This is a genomic window from Peristeroidobacter agariperforans, from assembly GCF_004138335.1.
GTDB lineage: Bacteria > Pseudomonadota > Gammaproteobacteria > Steroidobacterales > Steroidobacteraceae > Steroidobacter > Steroidobacter agariperforans.
On record NZ_RYFW01000003.1, the window covers coordinates 279,868 to 294,715 of the forward strand.

Annotated in this window: 15 protein-coding genes; 14 read left to right on the plus strand and 1 reads right to left on the minus strand. The window is 63.1% G+C overall.

Annotated features, from left to right (window positions below; genetic code table 11):
- Positions 1–65 precede the first annotated feature (65 nt).
- Complete coding sequence (locus EK373_RS23415; protein ID WP_198683581.1) at positions 66–1,601, plus strand: amino acid permease; 1,536 nt, start codon at positions 66–68, stop codon at positions 1,599–1,601.
- A 145-nt stretch (positions 1,602–1,746) separates the two neighbouring features.
- Here the strand turns inward: EK373_RS23415 and EK373_RS23420 are convergent, their stop codons facing one another.
- Entirely contained in the window at positions 1,747–2,550 is an 804-nt protein-coding gene (locus tag EK373_RS23420) for an inositol monophosphatase family protein (RefSeq protein ID WP_129646490.1), read from the minus strand.
- Positions 2,551–2,669: 119 nt separating this feature from the next.
- On the opposite strand from EK373_RS23420, the gene EK373_RS23425 reads away from it, so the two are divergent.
- The 13 genes from EK373_RS23425 to metX all read left to right on the plus strand — a co-directional run bounded on the left by EK373_RS23425 (position 2,670) and on the right by metX (position 14,713).
- A complete protein-coding gene (locus EK373_RS23425) occupies positions 2,670–3,404 on the plus strand; it encodes an RNA methyltransferase (RefSeq protein ID WP_198683582.1) in 735 nt (244 codons plus the stop codon).
- Positions 3,401–4,594 (plus strand): aminotransferase class V-fold PLP-dependent enzyme, encoded by a 1,194-nt coding sequence (locus tag EK373_RS23430; protein WP_129646494.1) that lies wholly within the window; start codon positions 3,401–3,403, stop codon positions 4,592–4,594. Before EK373_RS23425 ends, EK373_RS23430 begins: the two co-directional genes overlap by 4 nt.
- Before the next feature lie 37 nt (positions 4,595–4,631).
- Complete coding sequence (locus tag EK373_RS23435) at positions 4,632–5,012, plus strand: iron-sulfur cluster assembly scaffold protein (protein ID WP_129646496.1); 381 nt, start codon at positions 4,632–4,634, stop codon at positions 5,010–5,012.
- Between the two features lie 88 nt (positions 5,013–5,100).
- Complete coding sequence (locus EK373_RS23440) at positions 5,101–5,424, plus strand: HesB/IscA family protein (RefSeq protein ID WP_129646498.1); 324 nt, start codon at positions 5,101–5,103, stop codon at positions 5,422–5,424.
- 161 nt (positions 5,425–5,585) lie between these two features.
- Positions 5,586–6,017: a nucleoside-diphosphate kinase gene (gene ndk / locus EK373_RS23445; protein ID WP_129646500.1), complete on the plus strand. Its 432-nt coding sequence runs from the start codon at positions 5,586–5,588 to the stop codon at positions 6,015–6,017.
- A gap of 20 nt (positions 6,018–6,037) precedes the next feature.
- Entirely contained in the window at positions 6,038–7,156 is a 1,119-nt protein-coding gene (rlmN, locus tag EK373_RS23450; protein ID WP_129646502.1) for a 23S rRNA (adenine(2503)-C(2))-methyltransferase RlmN, read from the plus strand.
- Positions 7,156–7,920: a type IV pilus biogenesis/stability protein PilW gene (pilW, locus tag EK373_RS23455; protein WP_129646504.1), complete on the plus strand. Its 765-nt coding sequence runs from the start codon at positions 7,156–7,158 to the stop codon at positions 7,918–7,920. Before rlmN ends, pilW begins: the two co-directional genes overlap by 1 nt.
- The gene (locus EK373_RS23460) at positions 7,917–8,819 is read left to right on the plus strand and encodes a RodZ domain-containing protein (RefSeq protein ID WP_129646506.1); all 903 of its coding nucleotides are present in this window, start codon (positions 7,917–7,919) and stop codon (positions 8,817–8,819) included. The genes pilW and EK373_RS23460 overlap by 4 nt, the downstream gene beginning before the upstream one ends.
- Entirely contained in the window at positions 8,816–10,096 is a 1,281-nt protein-coding gene (gene hisS / locus EK373_RS23465) for a histidine--tRNA ligase (RefSeq protein ID WP_232831200.1), read from the plus strand. Before EK373_RS23460 ends, hisS begins: the two co-directional genes overlap by 4 nt.
- A 48-nt stretch (positions 10,097–10,144) precedes the next feature.
- Complete coding sequence (locus tag EK373_RS23470) at positions 10,145–10,846, plus strand: YfgM family protein (protein WP_129646508.1); 702 nt, start codon at positions 10,145–10,147, stop codon at positions 10,844–10,846.
- Positions 10,843–12,048, plus strand: coding sequence for an outer membrane protein assembly factor BamB (bamB, locus tag EK373_RS23475; protein WP_129646510.1), 1,206 nt, complete (start codon positions 10,843–10,845; stop codon positions 12,046–12,048). Before EK373_RS23470 ends, bamB begins: the two co-directional genes overlap by 4 nt.
- A gap of 53 nt (positions 12,049–12,101) precedes the next feature.
- On the plus strand, positions 12,102–13,496 hold the full coding sequence (gene der / locus EK373_RS23480) for a ribosome biogenesis GTPase Der (RefSeq protein ID WP_129646512.1): 1,395 nt from the start codon (positions 12,102–12,104) through the stop codon (positions 13,494–13,496).
- Between the two features lie 104 nt (positions 13,497–13,600).
- Complete coding sequence (gene metX / locus EK373_RS23485) at positions 13,601–14,713, plus strand: homoserine O-acetyltransferase MetX (protein ID WP_129646514.1); 1,113 nt, start codon at positions 13,601–13,603, stop codon at positions 14,711–14,713.
- The last annotated feature ends 135 nt before the right edge of the window (positions 14,714–14,848 follow it).

Genomic DNA, 14,848 nt, shown 5'->3' on the forward strand with positions numbered 1-14,848 from the left:
GAGCGGCTGTTCCACCTTGATTGCGGTCTAACCACTGGCACGACAGACCCGAGGAAACCGACATAATGAATTGGCGTATCAAACCTCTCGCATCGATTCTCGAGAGCGCCGAGAAGAAATCGCTGACGCGCACCCTGGGCGCGTTCCAGCTGACCATGCTCGGCATCGGCGCCGTGATCGGCACCGGTATTTTCGTGCTCACCGCCGAAGCCGCACAAAAGGCCGGTCCCGGCATGATGATGTCGTTCGTGATCGCCGGCTTCGTCTGCGCCGTGACCGCGCTGTGCTACGCGGAGCTGGCGGCGATGGTGCCGGTCTCGGGCTCCGCCTACACGTACTCCTACGCCGTGCTCGGCGAAGTGATCGCCTGGATGGTGGGCTGGGCGCTGATTCTCGAATACGCCGTCGCGGCGAGCGCGGTCTCGGTCGGATGGTCGAACTACTTCGTCGGATTGATGGAACGATCCTTCGACATAGACATTCCCGCGGCCTTCACCAGCGGCATGCACGTCGGCGGCATCATGAACGTGCCGGCTGCGGTTATCGCCTTGCTCGTGACCAGCCTGCTGGTGCTCGGCACGCGTGAGAGCGCCACCGTGAACGCGATCCTGGTTGCCATCAAAATCGCGGCGCTGACGCTGTTCATCATCCTGGCAGTGCCGGTGATGAGCATGGAGAACTTCGAGCCGTTCTCGCCCAACGGCTTCATCGGCGAGATCTCCGGCATGGGCATCGCGGGTGCCGCCGCTTCGATCTTCTTCGCCTACGTGGGCTTCGATGCGGTCTCGACGGCGGCGGAAGAAACCAAGAATCCTCAACGCAACATGCCGATCGGTCTGATCGGCAGCCTGGTGATCTGCACGATCTTCTACGTGCTCGTCGCCGGCGGCGCGGTGGGCTCGATCGGCGCGCAGCCGGTGATCGATCCGGCCACGAATCTGGCTTACGAGCCGGGCAGTGCGGACGTAGCCATCGCGTGCCGTCAGCCGGAGAACGCCGACAAGCTGGTGTGCAGCGGCGAACCGCTGGCGCATGTGCTCGATCAGATCGGCTGGAAGAAAGTGTCGCAGTTGATCGGCTTGGCCGCGTTCCTGGCGCTGCCCTCGGTGATCCTGATGATGCTGTTCGGCCAGACGCGCATCTTCTTCTCGATGGCGCGAGACAAGTTATTGCCGTTCAATGAGCAGCTTACGAAGATTCATCCGCGCTTCCACACGCCGCATGTGGTGACGATCGTGACGGGCCTGGCGGTGACGGTGTTCGCGGCGTTTTTCCCGGTTGGCGTGCTGGCGGATCTTTCGAATAGCGGCACGCTGTTCGCGTTCCTGACGGTGGCGGCTGGTGTGATGATCCTTCGCAAGCGCGACCCGGATCGTCATCGCCCGTTCCGCGCCCCCGGCGTATGGATCGTCGCGCCGCTCGCGATGGCGGGCTGCGCGTTCCTGATGTTCTCGCTGCCGCTGCGCACGCAGCTGACATTCTTTATTTGGGCCGGCATCGGCCTGCTGGTGTACGCGGTGTACGGCTACGGCCGCAGCCCGCTCGGCCAGAACGGGCACAGCAACGGCAGCACCAAGCAGCCCGCGCCCGTTCAGGACTGACCGCTCGGAGTCCGGCGGCTCTGCCTTCGGCAGAGCGCCGGGCCCGATGAATTGAAAGTTTAGTTCCTCCCGCTCGGGGAGGAACGGGTTACGAGAAGAAGCCGCCTCGGCTTGTTGCCGGTGCGGCTGGCCGGGGCAAGCGCTCTCAGGTCAGTTCCGCAGGAACGTGGGGCGCCAGCAACTCCAGCAAAGGCGCATGCACCTTCGGCGTCCCCGCCAGAATATTCCCGCCCTGTTTATATTCCGTGCCTTGAAGCGAACTCACCAACCCACCGGCTTCAGTAATCAGCAAAGTTCCGGCGGCAGTATCCCAAGGCGACAACCCGAACTCCCAAAACGCATCGAGCCTGCCCGCCGCCACATAAGCGAGATCCAGCGCCGCGGCGCCCGGCCGGCGAATGCCCGCAGTTGCCTGCGTCACTGCCTTGAACATGGCCATGTACTGATCGATCCAGTGCAGATTGGTCCGATACGGAAACCCAGTCCCGATCAGCGCTCGCTCCAACCCCACGTGCGGGCTCACACGAATCCGCCGCCCATCGAGCTGCGCACCTTCACCGCGCGACGCCGTGAACAGCTCCTGTCGCAGCGGGTCGTAAACGACCGCATGTTCCATGCGCCCACGACGCTGCACGCCGATGGAAACGGCGAACTGCGGAAAGCCATGGAGATAGTTGGTGGTGCCGTCGAGCGGATCGATGATCCACACGAATTCGCTGTCGATCGAGCCGCCGTGCGAGCCGCTTTCCTCGGCGAGGAAGGCGTGATCCGGGTAGCTCTTGCGCACCGTATCGATGATTTCCATCTCGGCCTGGGTGTCGATCTCCGAGACGAAATCGTTCTGCCCCTTCTGGCGGATATCGAGGCGGTGTACGCGGTTCATGCCACGGACGATGACTTCACCGGCACGGCGGGCGGCACGGACGGCAATATTGAGCAAAGGCTGCATGGAAAGACGACCTCGACGAACGAGCCCGGATCCAACGCGGATCAGGGCAGGGGGCAGGGAGTGGTAAAGAGCGAGACGGCGGCGTGCCGTCCGAAGGGACGCTAGAATAGCGCATTACGATGAGTATTCGTGTCGTCCTGGTCGATCCAAACCACCCCGGCAACATCGGCGCGGTGGCCCGCGCCATGAAAAACATGGGGCTGAGCGAGCTGCACCTGGTGCGGCCTAAGGCATTCCCTCATGCGGAGGCGACCGCGCGGGCGTCGGGCGCCGACGACGTGCTGGATGCGGCCCGGGTGCATGAGGAATTCGACGACGCGATCGCCGACTGCGGCTTCGTGGTCGGCACCAGCGCCCGCAAGCGCTATCTGAGCTTCGATCTGGTCGAGCCCCGCGAATGCGCGCAGCTCGTGGCCGAGGCGGCGCAGGTCGGCAATGTCGCCATCGTGTTTGGCTCGGAAAAGTTCGGGCTGAGCAACGATGAGCTGTCCCGCTGTCAGCGGCTCGTGACCATTCCGACCGCCGGTGACTACGCGTCGCTGAATCTCGGGATGGCGGTGCAGGTGATCGCATACGAAATCATGCTGGCGACGCGGGCCGACGCGCCCACGCCGCAGCCGCCCGATGTGCCGTTCGCCACCGCGCGTGAGATGGAATTGCTGTATGAGCACGTCGAACGCGTGCTGGAAGAAATCGACTTCCGCGACCGCACCGGCGGCGGCCACTTGATGGCGCGCATCCGTCGCTTGTTCAACCGTTCACGGCTCGATCAGAATGAAATGAATATCCTTCGTGGCATTCTCACCGCCGTGCAATCGCGCCGGCGCCCGGCTGGGAAAACCGCTTCCTCATGACGCCTTCACACAAATCATCTTCCCCGGCGATTTATCTCGATTACGCCGCCACCACGCCCGTCGACCCACGCGTTGCCGAGCTGATGATCGAATGCCTGCGCCCCGAGGGCGCGCACGGCAATCCATCGTCGGGGCACACGTTCGGCACTCGCGCTCGCTCGATGATCGAAAAGGCGCGGCAGCAAGTGGCGGCAGCGATCGGTGCGCGCCCGGAATGCATCATTTGGACGTCGGGCGCAACGGAGTCGGACAACCTCGCGATCCTCGGCGTCGCGCGATTTCATGCCGATCGCGGCCGTCACGTTGTGACTTCACGCACCGAGCACAAAGCTGTGGTCGATGCGTTCAAGCAGCTGGAGAAGGAAGGCTTCGAGGTCACCTGGCTGAAGCCGGGCACCGACGGCATCGTGCGACCCGAGCAGGTTCGGGAAGCGCTGCGGCCGGAAACGCAGCTGGTGTCGCTCATGCACGTCAACAACGAAACGGGCGTAATTCAAGATGTGGCCGCGATCGGCGCGATCTGTCGCGAGCGAGGCGTCGCATTCCATGTGGACGCCGCGCAGAGTGCGGGCAAACTGCCGATCAACGTCGAGGCGATGAATATCGATCTGTTGTCGCTGACCGCGCATAAGGCTTACGGCCCGAAGGGCATCGGTGTGCTGTACATCCGTCGCAGGCCGCCGCTGGGATTGCGGCCGATATCGTATGGCGGCGGCCAGGAAACCGGACTGCGCTCGGGCACGTTGCCGACGCATCAGATCGTCGGCATGGGCCTGGCATTCGAGATCGGCGAGCGTGAACGCGAGGCCGATGTCACGCGCCTCTCGGCGCTTCGTGAGCGGTTGCTGAAAGGGCTGCTCGCCATCGGTGGCGTCGAGCTGAACGGCCATCCCACCGAGCGTGTTGCCGGCGTGCTCAATGTTTGTTTCCACAATGTCGAAGGCGAGAGCCTGCGCTTCGGGCTGCGTGAGCTGGCAGTGTCGTCGGGCTCAGCCTGCGCGTCGGGTTCGGACGAAGCGTCGTATGTGCTGCGCGCGTTGGGCAGGAGCGATCAATTGGCGCAAAGTTCGATCCGGTTCAGCTTGGGGCGCTTCACGACCGAGGACGACGTCGATCGCGCCATCGCCATCGTGAGCCGCGAGGTCGGGCGGCTGCGCGCCCTGGCTCCGACATCCACACCGACTCCCTAGCTTCTCGCGAAGCGAGCAGCGTCCTTGGGTCATCCGCATGGAACCTGAATATTCTTCAACCGTCGTCGAGCACTTCGAGCATCCACGCAACGGCGGACACTTCGAAGCGGGCGAGGGCGTCATCCGTGGCACGGCCGGCAGCGTCGCGCAGGGCACGATGTTCGTTCTCAGTGCGCAAGTCGCCGAGGAACGAATCGAAGCGGTGCGTTTCGAAGCGTACGGTTGTCCTCATTGCATCGCCGCCGGCTCCTGGCTGAGCGAGCGCCTGGTGGGGCTGAGTCGCGAGCAGCTGCGAGCCTGGCGCTGGCGCGATGCGGACCAGGCGCTGCAGTTTCCGCTGGAAAAGCGTGGCCGACTTCTCATTCTCGAAGACGCTGTGCGCGCATTGAGTGAAGCCTGGACCCGGCTTATTCCATAATCAGCAGTGCATGGAATGTCGGTCGGCCGAAAAGGCATGACCTTCGCACTTGATTCAGCAGGCCGCCGCCATCACGCTTGTACACGCTATGAGCATCTCACTGACTCCCGCCGCCGCCGATCGTGTCCAGTCTTTCCTCACACGCAGGGGGCATGGCGTTGGCCTGCGCCTCGCGGTCAAGAAGACCGGCTGTTCAGGCTTCGCCTATGTCGTGAACTATGCCGACGACGTCGGCTCCAACGACGTGGTGTTCGAGGACCGGGGAGTCAAAGTCATTGTCGACCGCGACAGCCTCGACTACATCAATGGCACCGAGGTGGACTTCGTGAAGCAGGGCCTCAATGAGGCGTTCCGCTTCCGCAATCCGAAAGCGAAAGGTGAATGCGGCTGCGGCGAGAGCTTCAGCGTGTAAGTGCTTAGGCCTGAAGCCTAACTCCGCGTCCCCGCTCATTTTCTTGCTGCTCCCGGCCATGCCGGGTAGACTGCGCGCGCGCAATTGCCGCCGCCCGGCGACACCAGCCTTGGTCAGGTTCGGCAAACTCTTTCCAATTCATTGATTAACGGGACGATTCCATGGCGGTCGAACGCACTTTTTCCATTGTCAAACCCGACGGCGTGCAAAAGAACGTGATCGGTGAGGTGTACCGCCGCTTCGAGCAGGCCGGCCTCAAGATCATTGCCGCCAAGATGGTTCAGCTGACCCAGGCCCAGGCCGAGGGTTTCTATGCGGTCCACAAGGAGCGCCCCTTCTTCAAGGACCTGGTGAAGTTCATGATCTCCGGCCCGGTGATGCTCCAGGTGCTGGAAGGTGAAAACGCGGTGGCCAAGAACCGCGAGCTGATGGGCGCCACCGACCCGAAGAAGGCCGACAAGGGCACGATCCGCGCGGACCTGGCCAACAGCATCGATGAGAACACGGTGCACGGCTCCGACAGCCTCGACAACGCGAAAATCGAGATCGCATACTTCTTCTCGGCGACCGAACTCTGCCCGCGCACGCGTTGATCGCGACTGCAGGCGCTCTCATGAACGCGACGACCGCCAAAACCAACCTGCTCGGTCTCACTCGGACCGAGTTGGAGGCGTTCGTCGCGAACATGGGCGAGAAGCCGTTTCGCGCCCGGCAACTGATGAAGTGGCTGTACAAGCGCCACGTTGCCGATTTCGACCAGATGACGGATCTGGCGAAGAGCTTCCGCGCGAAGCTCGTTGAAGTCGCCGAAGTCGCGGTGCCGGAAATCACGATGACTCAGGTGTCCGCCGATGGCACACGCAAGTGGCTGCTGGCGATGAACACGAGTGAAGGCGTGAAGCAGGGCATCGAGATGGTGTTCATCCCCGAGCCAGGCCGCGGCACGCTGTGCATCTCGAGCCAGGTCGGCTGTGCGATGGATTGCACCTTCTGCTCGACCGCGCAGCAGGGCTTCAATCGCAATCTGAATGCTGCCGAGATCGTCGGCCAGGTGTGGCTGGCGAACAAGGAGCTCGGCTATCAGCACGGCGGCGATCGCGTGGTCACCAATATCGTGTTCATGGGCATGGGCGAGCCGCTGGCGAACTATCGCAACGTTGTGCCGGCGACTGAGATCCTCATGGACGATCTGGGCTTCGATATTTCGCGTCGTCGTGTCACGGTGAGCACGTCGGGCCTGGTGCCGCAGATGTTGAAGCTCGCCGAAGAAACGAATTGCGCGCTCGCCGTGTCGTTGCACGCACCGAACGACGCGTTGCGCGACGAGCTCGTGCCGATCAATCGCAAGCACAAGATCGCCGAGCTGCTGGATGCGTGCTGGGTGTACGTCAACAAACAAAACGCCCGCAGCATCACCTTCGAATACGTCATGTTGGACGGCGTGAACGATCGTCCGGAGCACGCGCACGAACTGGTAACCCTGCTGAAGGGCCGGCCGGCCAAGCTCAACCTGATCCCGTTCAATCCGTTTCCGGGCACGCGTTACAAACGCTCCAGTGCTGCCGCCATCGAGCGCTTCCGTGACATTCTGAATGCGAACGGAGTGATCGCGACGACGCGTCGGACGCGCGGCGACGACATCGATGCCGCCTGCGGCCAGCTGGTGGGACGCGTGCACGACCGTACGACAGTTCGTCTGGGTTCGAAGCTGATCTCAGTGGCGGTGCAGTAATGAGAAGTACGGCGGTGGCTTTCCTGGTGGTATCGGCCGCGCTCGCCGGTTGCGTGAGCACTGGTAGCACGCAGTTGGGCTCCCCGGACAACGAGCGTGCCGCCGAAATCAATCTGCAGATCGGCACCGACTATCTGCGCAAGAACAACCTGGTTCAGGCCAAGGAAAAGATCGATAAGGCGGTCGAGCAGAATCCGCGCAACTCCCAGGCGCAGATCACCGCCGGCATGCTGTACGAGCGGCTCGGCGATAGCGACAAGGCCGAATCGCACTTCGCGAAGGGCCTGGCGCTCGATCCGAAGAATCCGGAAGTGCAGAACAACTACGGCGCCTTTCTGTGCCAGAAGGGCAAGTACTCGCGCGGCGAAAAGCTGATGATCGAGGCTGCGACCAATCCGTTGTATCGCACCCCCGAAGTTGCGTATCTGAACGCGTCCAACTGCGCCCGCAACGGCGGCGACCTGAAGGGCGCCGAGACCAATCTGCGCAAGGCGCTGCAAGTGCGGCCGAAGTTCGGCGAAGCGCTGTTCCAGATGGCCGATCTGCAATACAAACAAACCGATTATTTGTCCGCGCGTGGCTTCCTCGAACGGTACATCGAAGTGGGCCGCACCACCCCGGCTTCGCTGTGGTTGGGCGTGCGCATCGAGCGGGGCCTCGGCAACGTGGCCGCAGCCAAGAATTATGCGGAACGTTTGAAGCTGGAATACCCGAGGGCTGCTCAGACCAAGGAGTTGATCGAGTCCGAGCGGAATCCTGGATGAATGCAGCGGGTCACAGCAATGAACCTGAGCCAGCGGGCTCGAGCGGGCCTGCGCATGACTCCCTGACGCCTGGCGAATTGTTGCGCAAGGAGCGCGAGCGACGCTCGATCACTCAGCTGCACATTGCCGAAGAGCTGCACCTGGATGCGCGCGCCGTCGCGGCCATCGAGGACAATCGTTTCGAGCAGCTCGGACCAGCGGTGTATGCACGCGGGCATTTGCGACAGTACGCCGCACTGTTGGGATTGTCGCCGCAGCTCATCATCGAGCGTTACGAGGCGCTGACCGGTGTGCAGGAAATCCCCGCGCCGATTCCGGCGTCGGTGGCCAGTGCGCCGATCGATATGGAACGTCGCTCGCTCGCGGGGCCGTTGTGGTCGGGCGTGGGCTTGATCGCGCTGACCCTGGGCTGGTGGCTGTGGTCGACGGTGTCGTCGCCGGGCGATCCGATGCAGTCGGCGGTTCCGGACGAGGCGGTGACCGAAGCCGGTTCGTTGCCCTCGACGTTGCCGCCGGAACCTGCGGACGCATCGGAGCCTGCGCCTCAGGCGCCGCCAGTATCGAATGCCGTGCCTGCAGCGGCGGCATCGGAAACAGCGGGGATACAAGTCCGGCTGCAAATTCAGTTCAACGACGCATCGTGGACCGAGATCTACGACGCGACCGGCAAACGTTTGATGTTCGGTCTGGGTGAGAGCGGCAAGGTGAGCACGCTGACAGGCGTCCCGCCAATACGAGTCACGCTCGGCAAGGCGTCCGCGGTCACGGTCCAGGTGAACGATAAACCGGTGGTGGTGCCACGCAGGGCAGGGCGGGATGCGGCCAAGTTCGTGGTCACCGCGAATGGCGCCGTGGAAATGATGAGCGCGCAAGCGAGTGGTGAGGTTCCGGTCGAGTGACTCAGCAGCAGATCCAGCCGCCTCGCGGCATGAACGATATCTTGCCGGCCGACTCGGCGGCCTGGCAGCGCCTGGAGAACCTGGCGCGCGAGATTTTTGGCTCGTATGCGTATCAGGAAATCCGCGTGCCGCTGGTCGAGCACACCGGATTGTTCAAGCGCTCGATCGGCGAGTTCACCGATGTCGTGTCGAAGGAAATGTTTACTTTCCAGGATCCGGGCGGCGACTCGTTGACGCTGCGTCCGGAGGCGACTGCCGGCATCGTGCGCGCGATGATCAGCAACGGGCTGCTGCACAATCAGAAGCAGCGCGTGTGGACGTCAGGACCGATGTTTCGTCACGAGAAGCCGCAGCGTGGCCGCTTCCGTCAGTTTCATCAGCTCGACGTGGAAGCCTTTGGCTATCCGGGTCCGGACATCGATGCGGAAGTGATTTTGCTGAGCTCGCGTCTGCTGACCAAGGCGGGCGTGAAACGCCTGGAGCTGAACCTGAACTCGCTCGGCACGCCGGCCTCGCGCCGTGTGTATCGCGAGAAGCTGGTCGAATACTTCACCGCGCACAAGTCCAAGTTGGATCCGGACAGCCTGCGACGTCTGGACGGCAACCCGCTGCGCATTCTCGATAGCAAGAATCCGGATCTGCAGGACATCATCAAGAACGCGCCGATGCTGACCGAGCATCTCGACGAAGAGTCGCGCACACACTTCGGCGGCCTGTGCCGTCACCTCGACGCGCTGGGCGTGAAGTACGTGTTGAATCCGCTGCTGGTCCGCGGTCTCGATTACTACTCGCACACGGTGTTCGAGTGGGTGACGACCGAATTGGGCTCGCAGGGCGCGGTGTGCTCGGGCGGCCGCTACGACGGGCTGGTCGAGCAACTCGGCGGCGATTCGACGCCCGCCATCGGCTGGGCGCTCGGACAAGAGCGCATCATCGACCTCATCAAGGTCCAGCACGGCGAAGTGCCGACGCCGGCGCCGGACGTGTACTTCGTCGTTGCCGGTGAGCGCGCCGAGGCCGAGGGGCTGCGAATTGCAGAAAATCTGCGCGACCAAATTCCCGGTCTGCGCATCGAGATGAACTGTGGCGGTGGCAGTTTCAAGTCGCAGCTCAAGCGCTCCGACAAGAGTGGCGCGGCCTGGGCACTGATTCTCGGCGACTCGGAAACTGAAAAGCGCGTCGCTGGTCTGAAGTCCCTGCGGGTAGAGGCACCGCAGGTGGAAGTCGCCTGGGAGCGACTGGTCGACGAGCTGGGCGCGCGCCTGGCACAACGTTGACCTTGGGCTTAAGTCTCCAACCCTTACTACAATTCAAGACGGCAAGTCATGGTCGAAGAATATCTGACCGATCGCGATCAGGAAGAAGCGCTCCGCAACTGGTGGCGGGAGAACTGGAGCTGGATTCTCGGCGGCGTCGTGCTGGGCCTGGTGCTGCTGGGCGGCTGGCAGTACTGGAAAGTCCACACCGCGAATCAGGCTGCTGCGGCGGCCAAGGTGTACGAAGAGTTTCGTGGCGCGCTGGACAAGAAGGACGTGGAGGCGGCGAACCGATCGCTGAGCTCGCTCGCGGCCGATCACAAGCAGTCGCCGTACACACAGCACGCCCGCTTGTTGCTGGCGAGGAAGCACGTCGAGGACGGCAAGTTCGATGAAGCTCTGCCGCTGCTGCGGGCGGTCGCCGATGAGTCCGCCGACGCGGAGCTTGCCTGGGTGGCGCGCCTGCGTGTGGCTCGTGTGCTCATTCAGCAAGGCAAGCATGACGAGGTGCTGAGTCTGCTGGATCCGGAGAAGGCCGGTGCCTTTGCCGCTCAGGTTCGCGAGATTCGCGGCGATGCTCAGGTTGCGAAAGGCAATCCTGAAGGGGCGCGCGCCGAGTATGCAGCTGCGCTCGCGGCTAACATCGATCCACGTGCCGATCGCGCGATCGACCGCACTTTGCTCGAAATGAAACTGCAGGACGTGGGCGGCGATAAAGCAGCCGCCGCGCCCGAGACCAAGCCGGCGGCCCCGGCCGAGGGTCAGCCATGATCGACAAGAAGACTTCCTTGAATCGTCTGTATCGTGGCGCGCGCATCGCCGCTGCCGCGACGGCCTTGCTCGTGATGCTCGGCTGCGACAATGACAAGGAGGTCGATCCGCCCGCGGAGCTGACCGAGATCAAGGCGACGCGCGACGTGCATCGCGTCTGGACGGCAGGGCTCGGCGGTGATTCGGAGCGGATGCGTCTGGCGCTGCGGCCAATTGTCGTCGACGGTGTCGTGTATGCCGCCTCTCACGATGGCGAAGTGATCGCGATGGGGGCCGCGAATGGCAAGCGCAACTGGGTCGCGAAGACCAAGCTGGCGCTGTCGGCGGGGCCTGAAGTTGCCAGTGGCCTGGTAGTAGTCGGCTCGAGCGACGGCGACATCGTGGCGCTCGATGCCACCAATGGCGCGCAACGCTGGCGCAAGGCCATTGCCAGCGAAATCCTCGCTCAGCCGCTGATCGTGAACGACGTGGTCGTGATCCGCACCGTCGACGGTCACGTCGAAGGCCTGTCGGCGACCGACGGGGCGACCAAGTGGGCGGTCGATGAACAGGTGCCGAGGCTGACATTGCGTGGCACGGCGCCGCCGGTGCTGGCTGGAGATCGCATCATCGCCGGCTTCGACAACGGCAAGGTGCTGGCCATCGACCCGCGCAATGGCGAAGTGATGTGGGACACGATCGTGAACTCGCCTCGCGGCCGTACCGAATTGGAACGCCTCTCCGACATCGATTCGCCGGCGCGCATCGCGGGCGACGATATTTTCGTCGTCGGCTTCCAGGGTCGGGTCGCGATGCTGGCGCGTGATTCCGGTCAGATCTGGTGGGCGCGCGATGCTTCGAGCTATCGCGGCTTTACCATGGACGAGCAGAATTTGTATCTCACCAACGCGGACAGCGTCGTGGTCGCCATGCGTCGTAGTGACGGCGCCGTGCAGTGGGAGCAGGACACGATGAGGCGTCGTGGCTTGACCGCGCCGGCCATCGACGGCGATGCGCTGGTGGTGGGCGACTTCGAGGGTTATCTGCACTGGCTCGACAAGGAGACGGGCGCCATCGTCGCGCGTCAGAAGACCGACGGCGAGCGCATCACCAACGCCGCGATCAGCGACAACGAGCGCGTGTTCGTGCAGACCGACTCGGGCAAGTTGCTCGCGTTTCAAAGCAAAGCTCGCGAAGTCAAAACAGCTGACAGCGGTCAATAGTTGGCCGCTGCCCAGGCAGCACGCACCTTTTCGATATTTTCCAATTACTCATCATGCTGCCTGTTGTTGCTCTGGTCGGTCGCCCCAACGTCGGTAAGTCGACGTTGTTCAACTTTCTCACGCGCACCCGCGACGCGCTCGTCGCGGACATGCCCGGCCTCACGCGCGACCGTAATTACGGATACGGCAAAGTCGGCTCGATTCCCTATGTCGTCGTCGATACCGGCGGCTTGGTCGTCGATGCGCAGGGCGTCGAGCAGCACATGGTCAAGCAAGCGCTGCGCGCCGTCGAAGAGGCGGATCGAGTTCTGTTTCTGGTCGACTCGCGCGCCGGCGTGACGCCGGACGATCACTACATCGCGCAGACGCTGCGCAAGCTGAACAAGAAGGTATTCCTCCTTGCCAACAAGGCGGAGGGTGTCGACTCGGCAACGGCCGGTGCTGATTTCTATGGGCTCGGCTTAGGCGAGCCTCAAGCGATCTCCGCTCAGCATGGCGATGGCGTGCGGAGCCTGATGGACGACGTGTTCGAAGGCATCGAGCTTCCTGAAGGCGCCGCTGCCGCGGGCGGACAGGACGACATTCGCGTCGCAGTCATCGGTCGGCCCAACGTCGGCAAGTCGACGCTCATCAATCGTCTGCTCGGCGAAGAGCGGCTGATTTCCTTCGATCAGCCCGGCACCACGCGCGATGCGGTGTTCGTGCCGTTCGAGCGCGACGGCCAAACGTATACATTGATCGACACCGCCGGCGTGCGACGCCGCGCCCGCGTCGAGGAAGCGATCGAGAAGTTCAGCGTCATCAAGGCGCTGCAGGCGGTCGATTCAGCGAACGTCGTGATCGGCGTGATCGATGCTCACGACGCGGTGACCGAGCAGGACGCGAGTTTGTTCGGCATGGTCGCAGAGCGCGGCCGCGCCTTGTTGATCGCGGTCAACAAGTGGGACGGTATTCCTTCCGACAAGCGAGATGAGATCCGCGCGGGCCTGGATTTGCGCCTGCCGTTCCTGGATTTCGCGCCGGTTCATTTCATCTCGGCGTTGCATGGCACGGGCGTGGGCGAGCTGATGCGCGCCGTGAAGCACGCATACGACGCGTCGATGCGAGAGATGGCGACGCCCGAGCTGACGCGAGTGTTGGAGACGGCGATGGAGCAGCACCAGCCGCCGCTGGTTCGCGGCCGTCGCATCAAGCTGCGATACGCGCACCAGGGCGGGCGCAACCCGCCCATCATCGTGGTCCACGGCAACCAGATCCAGCACGTCCCCGATGCATACAAGCGCTACCTGGCGAACGTGTTCCGCAAGAACTTTCGCCTGGAAGGCACACCGGTGCGCGTGCAATTCCGTGCCGATGACAATCCGTTCAAAGGTAAAAGGAATCCGCTGACACCGCGCCAGCGTCGCACCGAGCAGCGCAGGGCGAAGCGCTCTCACAAGAAAACCTAAGGCGGGTCTTCCGGCCAGCAATCTGCATATAGCGCCCAGCAATGTTCGATCGTCACGGCTCGGGTTTACACTGACGGTGACAACACGGTCTTGGACAGGCACTCATGGCTTCAGCCCGCAAAATCCTCAAGCTCGACCGCCCGTTTCCCATGCGGCGGGGCGGCGCTCTGCAGGACGTGCAGATCGCGTATGAGACCTGGGGCGACCTGAGCTTCTGCAACGACAACGCCATTCTGATCTTCACCGGCCTGTCGCCCTCGGCGCACGCCGCATCCTCCACCGAGGATCCCGCGCCGGGCTGGTGGGAAGACATGATCGGTCCGGGCCGCCCCATCGACACGCGCCGCTTCTTCGTCATTTGCGTGAACTCGCTCGGCAGTCCGTTCGGTTCCACCTCGCCGGCGTCCATCAATCCCGCCACCGGTCAGTGCTATCGACTGACGTTCCCCGTGCTGACGGTGGAAGACATCGCACGGGCCGGCCATGAAGTCGTCGCATCTCTGGGCATCAAAAAACTCGCCGCCGTCGTCGGCCCGTCGCTCGGCGGCATGACCGTCCTGGCTTACTGCGCTTTGTTTCCTGAAGGGGCGAGGGCGCTCGTTTCCATTTCCTCCGCCGCGCGCTCGACGCCATTCGCGATCGCCTTGCGCTCATTGCAGCGAGAGATGATTCGTAAAGATCCAGCCTGGCTCGAAGGCAACTACGCGTCCGATGCGATTCCCGTGCAGGGCATGCGCCTGGCGCGCAAGCTCGGCATGATCACGTATCGTTCCGCGAAGGAATGGCTGCAACGTTTCGGCCGCGAGCGCGCCAACGCCGAGCGCAAGCCGGGCGATCCGTTCGGCATCGACTTCGAAGTCGAGTCGTATCTGGAAAATCACGCCGTCAAATTCATCGGCCAGTTCGACCCGAACTGCTATCTCTACATCTCGCGCGCCATGGACCTGTTCGACCTCGCCGACCACGGCGGCTCCGTCGCCGAGGCGCTGCGCCGGTTCAGCGTCGAGCGCGCCTTGATCATCGGCGTCGAGACCGACCTGCTGTTCCCCATCGAACAACAACAAGAGCTCGCCGACGGCCTGAGCAACGGCACCCGCACCGTGCAGTTCGCCCGCCTCGCTTCCATCCAGGGCCACGATTCATTCTTGGTCGACATGGACCGCTTCCGGCCGGTGATCACCGATTTCCTGGCCGAGCTGAAGCTGGCGAATCCGTGATGAACGGTTAATTCAATCGATCAGGGCTTGCTGGTTGCCAAGTAAGTCAATGATTTCATTGCAAAGCGTGGGGCGCAGGAGCCGGGCGTGATGGTTACACGGTCTCGTTGGACCCCTCGTCCGGGTGGGATCGCC

Bases quoted from the DNA above. Each gene is read 5' to 3' on its own strand.
- metX (WP_129646514.1), top strand. From the start codon at position 13,601: ATGGCTTCAGCCCGCAAAATCCTCAAGCTCGACCGCCCGTTTCCCATG.
- EK373_RS23425 (WP_198683582.1), top strand. From the start codon at position 2,670: ATGAGTATTCGTGTCGTCCTGGTCGATCCAAACCACCCCGGCAACATC.
- EK373_RS23440 (WP_129646498.1), top strand. From the start codon at position 5,101: ATGAGCATCTCACTGACTCCCGCCGCCGCCGATCGTGTCCAGTCTTTC.
- EK373_RS23460 (WP_129646506.1), top strand. From the start codon at position 7,917: ATGAATGCAGCGGGTCACAGCAATGAACCTGAGCCAGCGGGCTCGAGC.
- EK373_RS23420 (WP_129646490.1), bottom strand. From the start codon at position 2,550: ATGCAGCCTTTGCTCAATATTGCCGTCCGTGCCGCCCGCCGTGCCGGT.
- EK373_RS23435 (WP_129646496.1), top strand. From the start codon at position 4,632: ATGGAACCTGAATATTCTTCAACCGTCGTCGAGCACTTCGAGCATCCA.
- EK373_RS23430 (WP_129646494.1), top strand. From the start codon at position 3,401: ATGACGCCTTCACACAAATCATCTTCCCCGGCGATTTATCTCGATTAC.
- EK373_RS23415 (WP_198683581.1), top strand. From the start codon at position 66: ATGAATTGGCGTATCAAACCTCTCGCATCGATTCTCGAGAGCGCCGAG.
- pilW (WP_129646504.1), top strand. From the start codon at position 7,156: ATGAGAAGTACGGCGGTGGCTTTCCTGGTGGTATCGGCCGCGCTCGCC.
- ndk (WP_129646500.1), top strand. From the start codon at position 5,586: ATGGCGGTCGAACGCACTTTTTCCATTGTCAAACCCGACGGCGTGCAA.
- der (WP_129646512.1), top strand. From the start codon at position 12,102: ATGCTGCCTGTTGTTGCTCTGGTCGGTCGCCCCAACGTCGGTAAGTCG.
- bamB (WP_129646510.1), top strand. From the start codon at position 10,843: ATGATCGACAAGAAGACTTCCTTGAATCGTCTGTATCGTGGCGCGCGC.
- EK373_RS23470 (WP_129646508.1), top strand. From the start codon at position 10,145: ATGGTCGAAGAATATCTGACCGATCGCGATCAGGAAGAAGCGCTCCGC.
- rlmN (WP_129646502.1), top strand. From the start codon at position 6,038: ATGAACGCGACGACCGCCAAAACCAACCTGCTCGGTCTCACTCGGACC.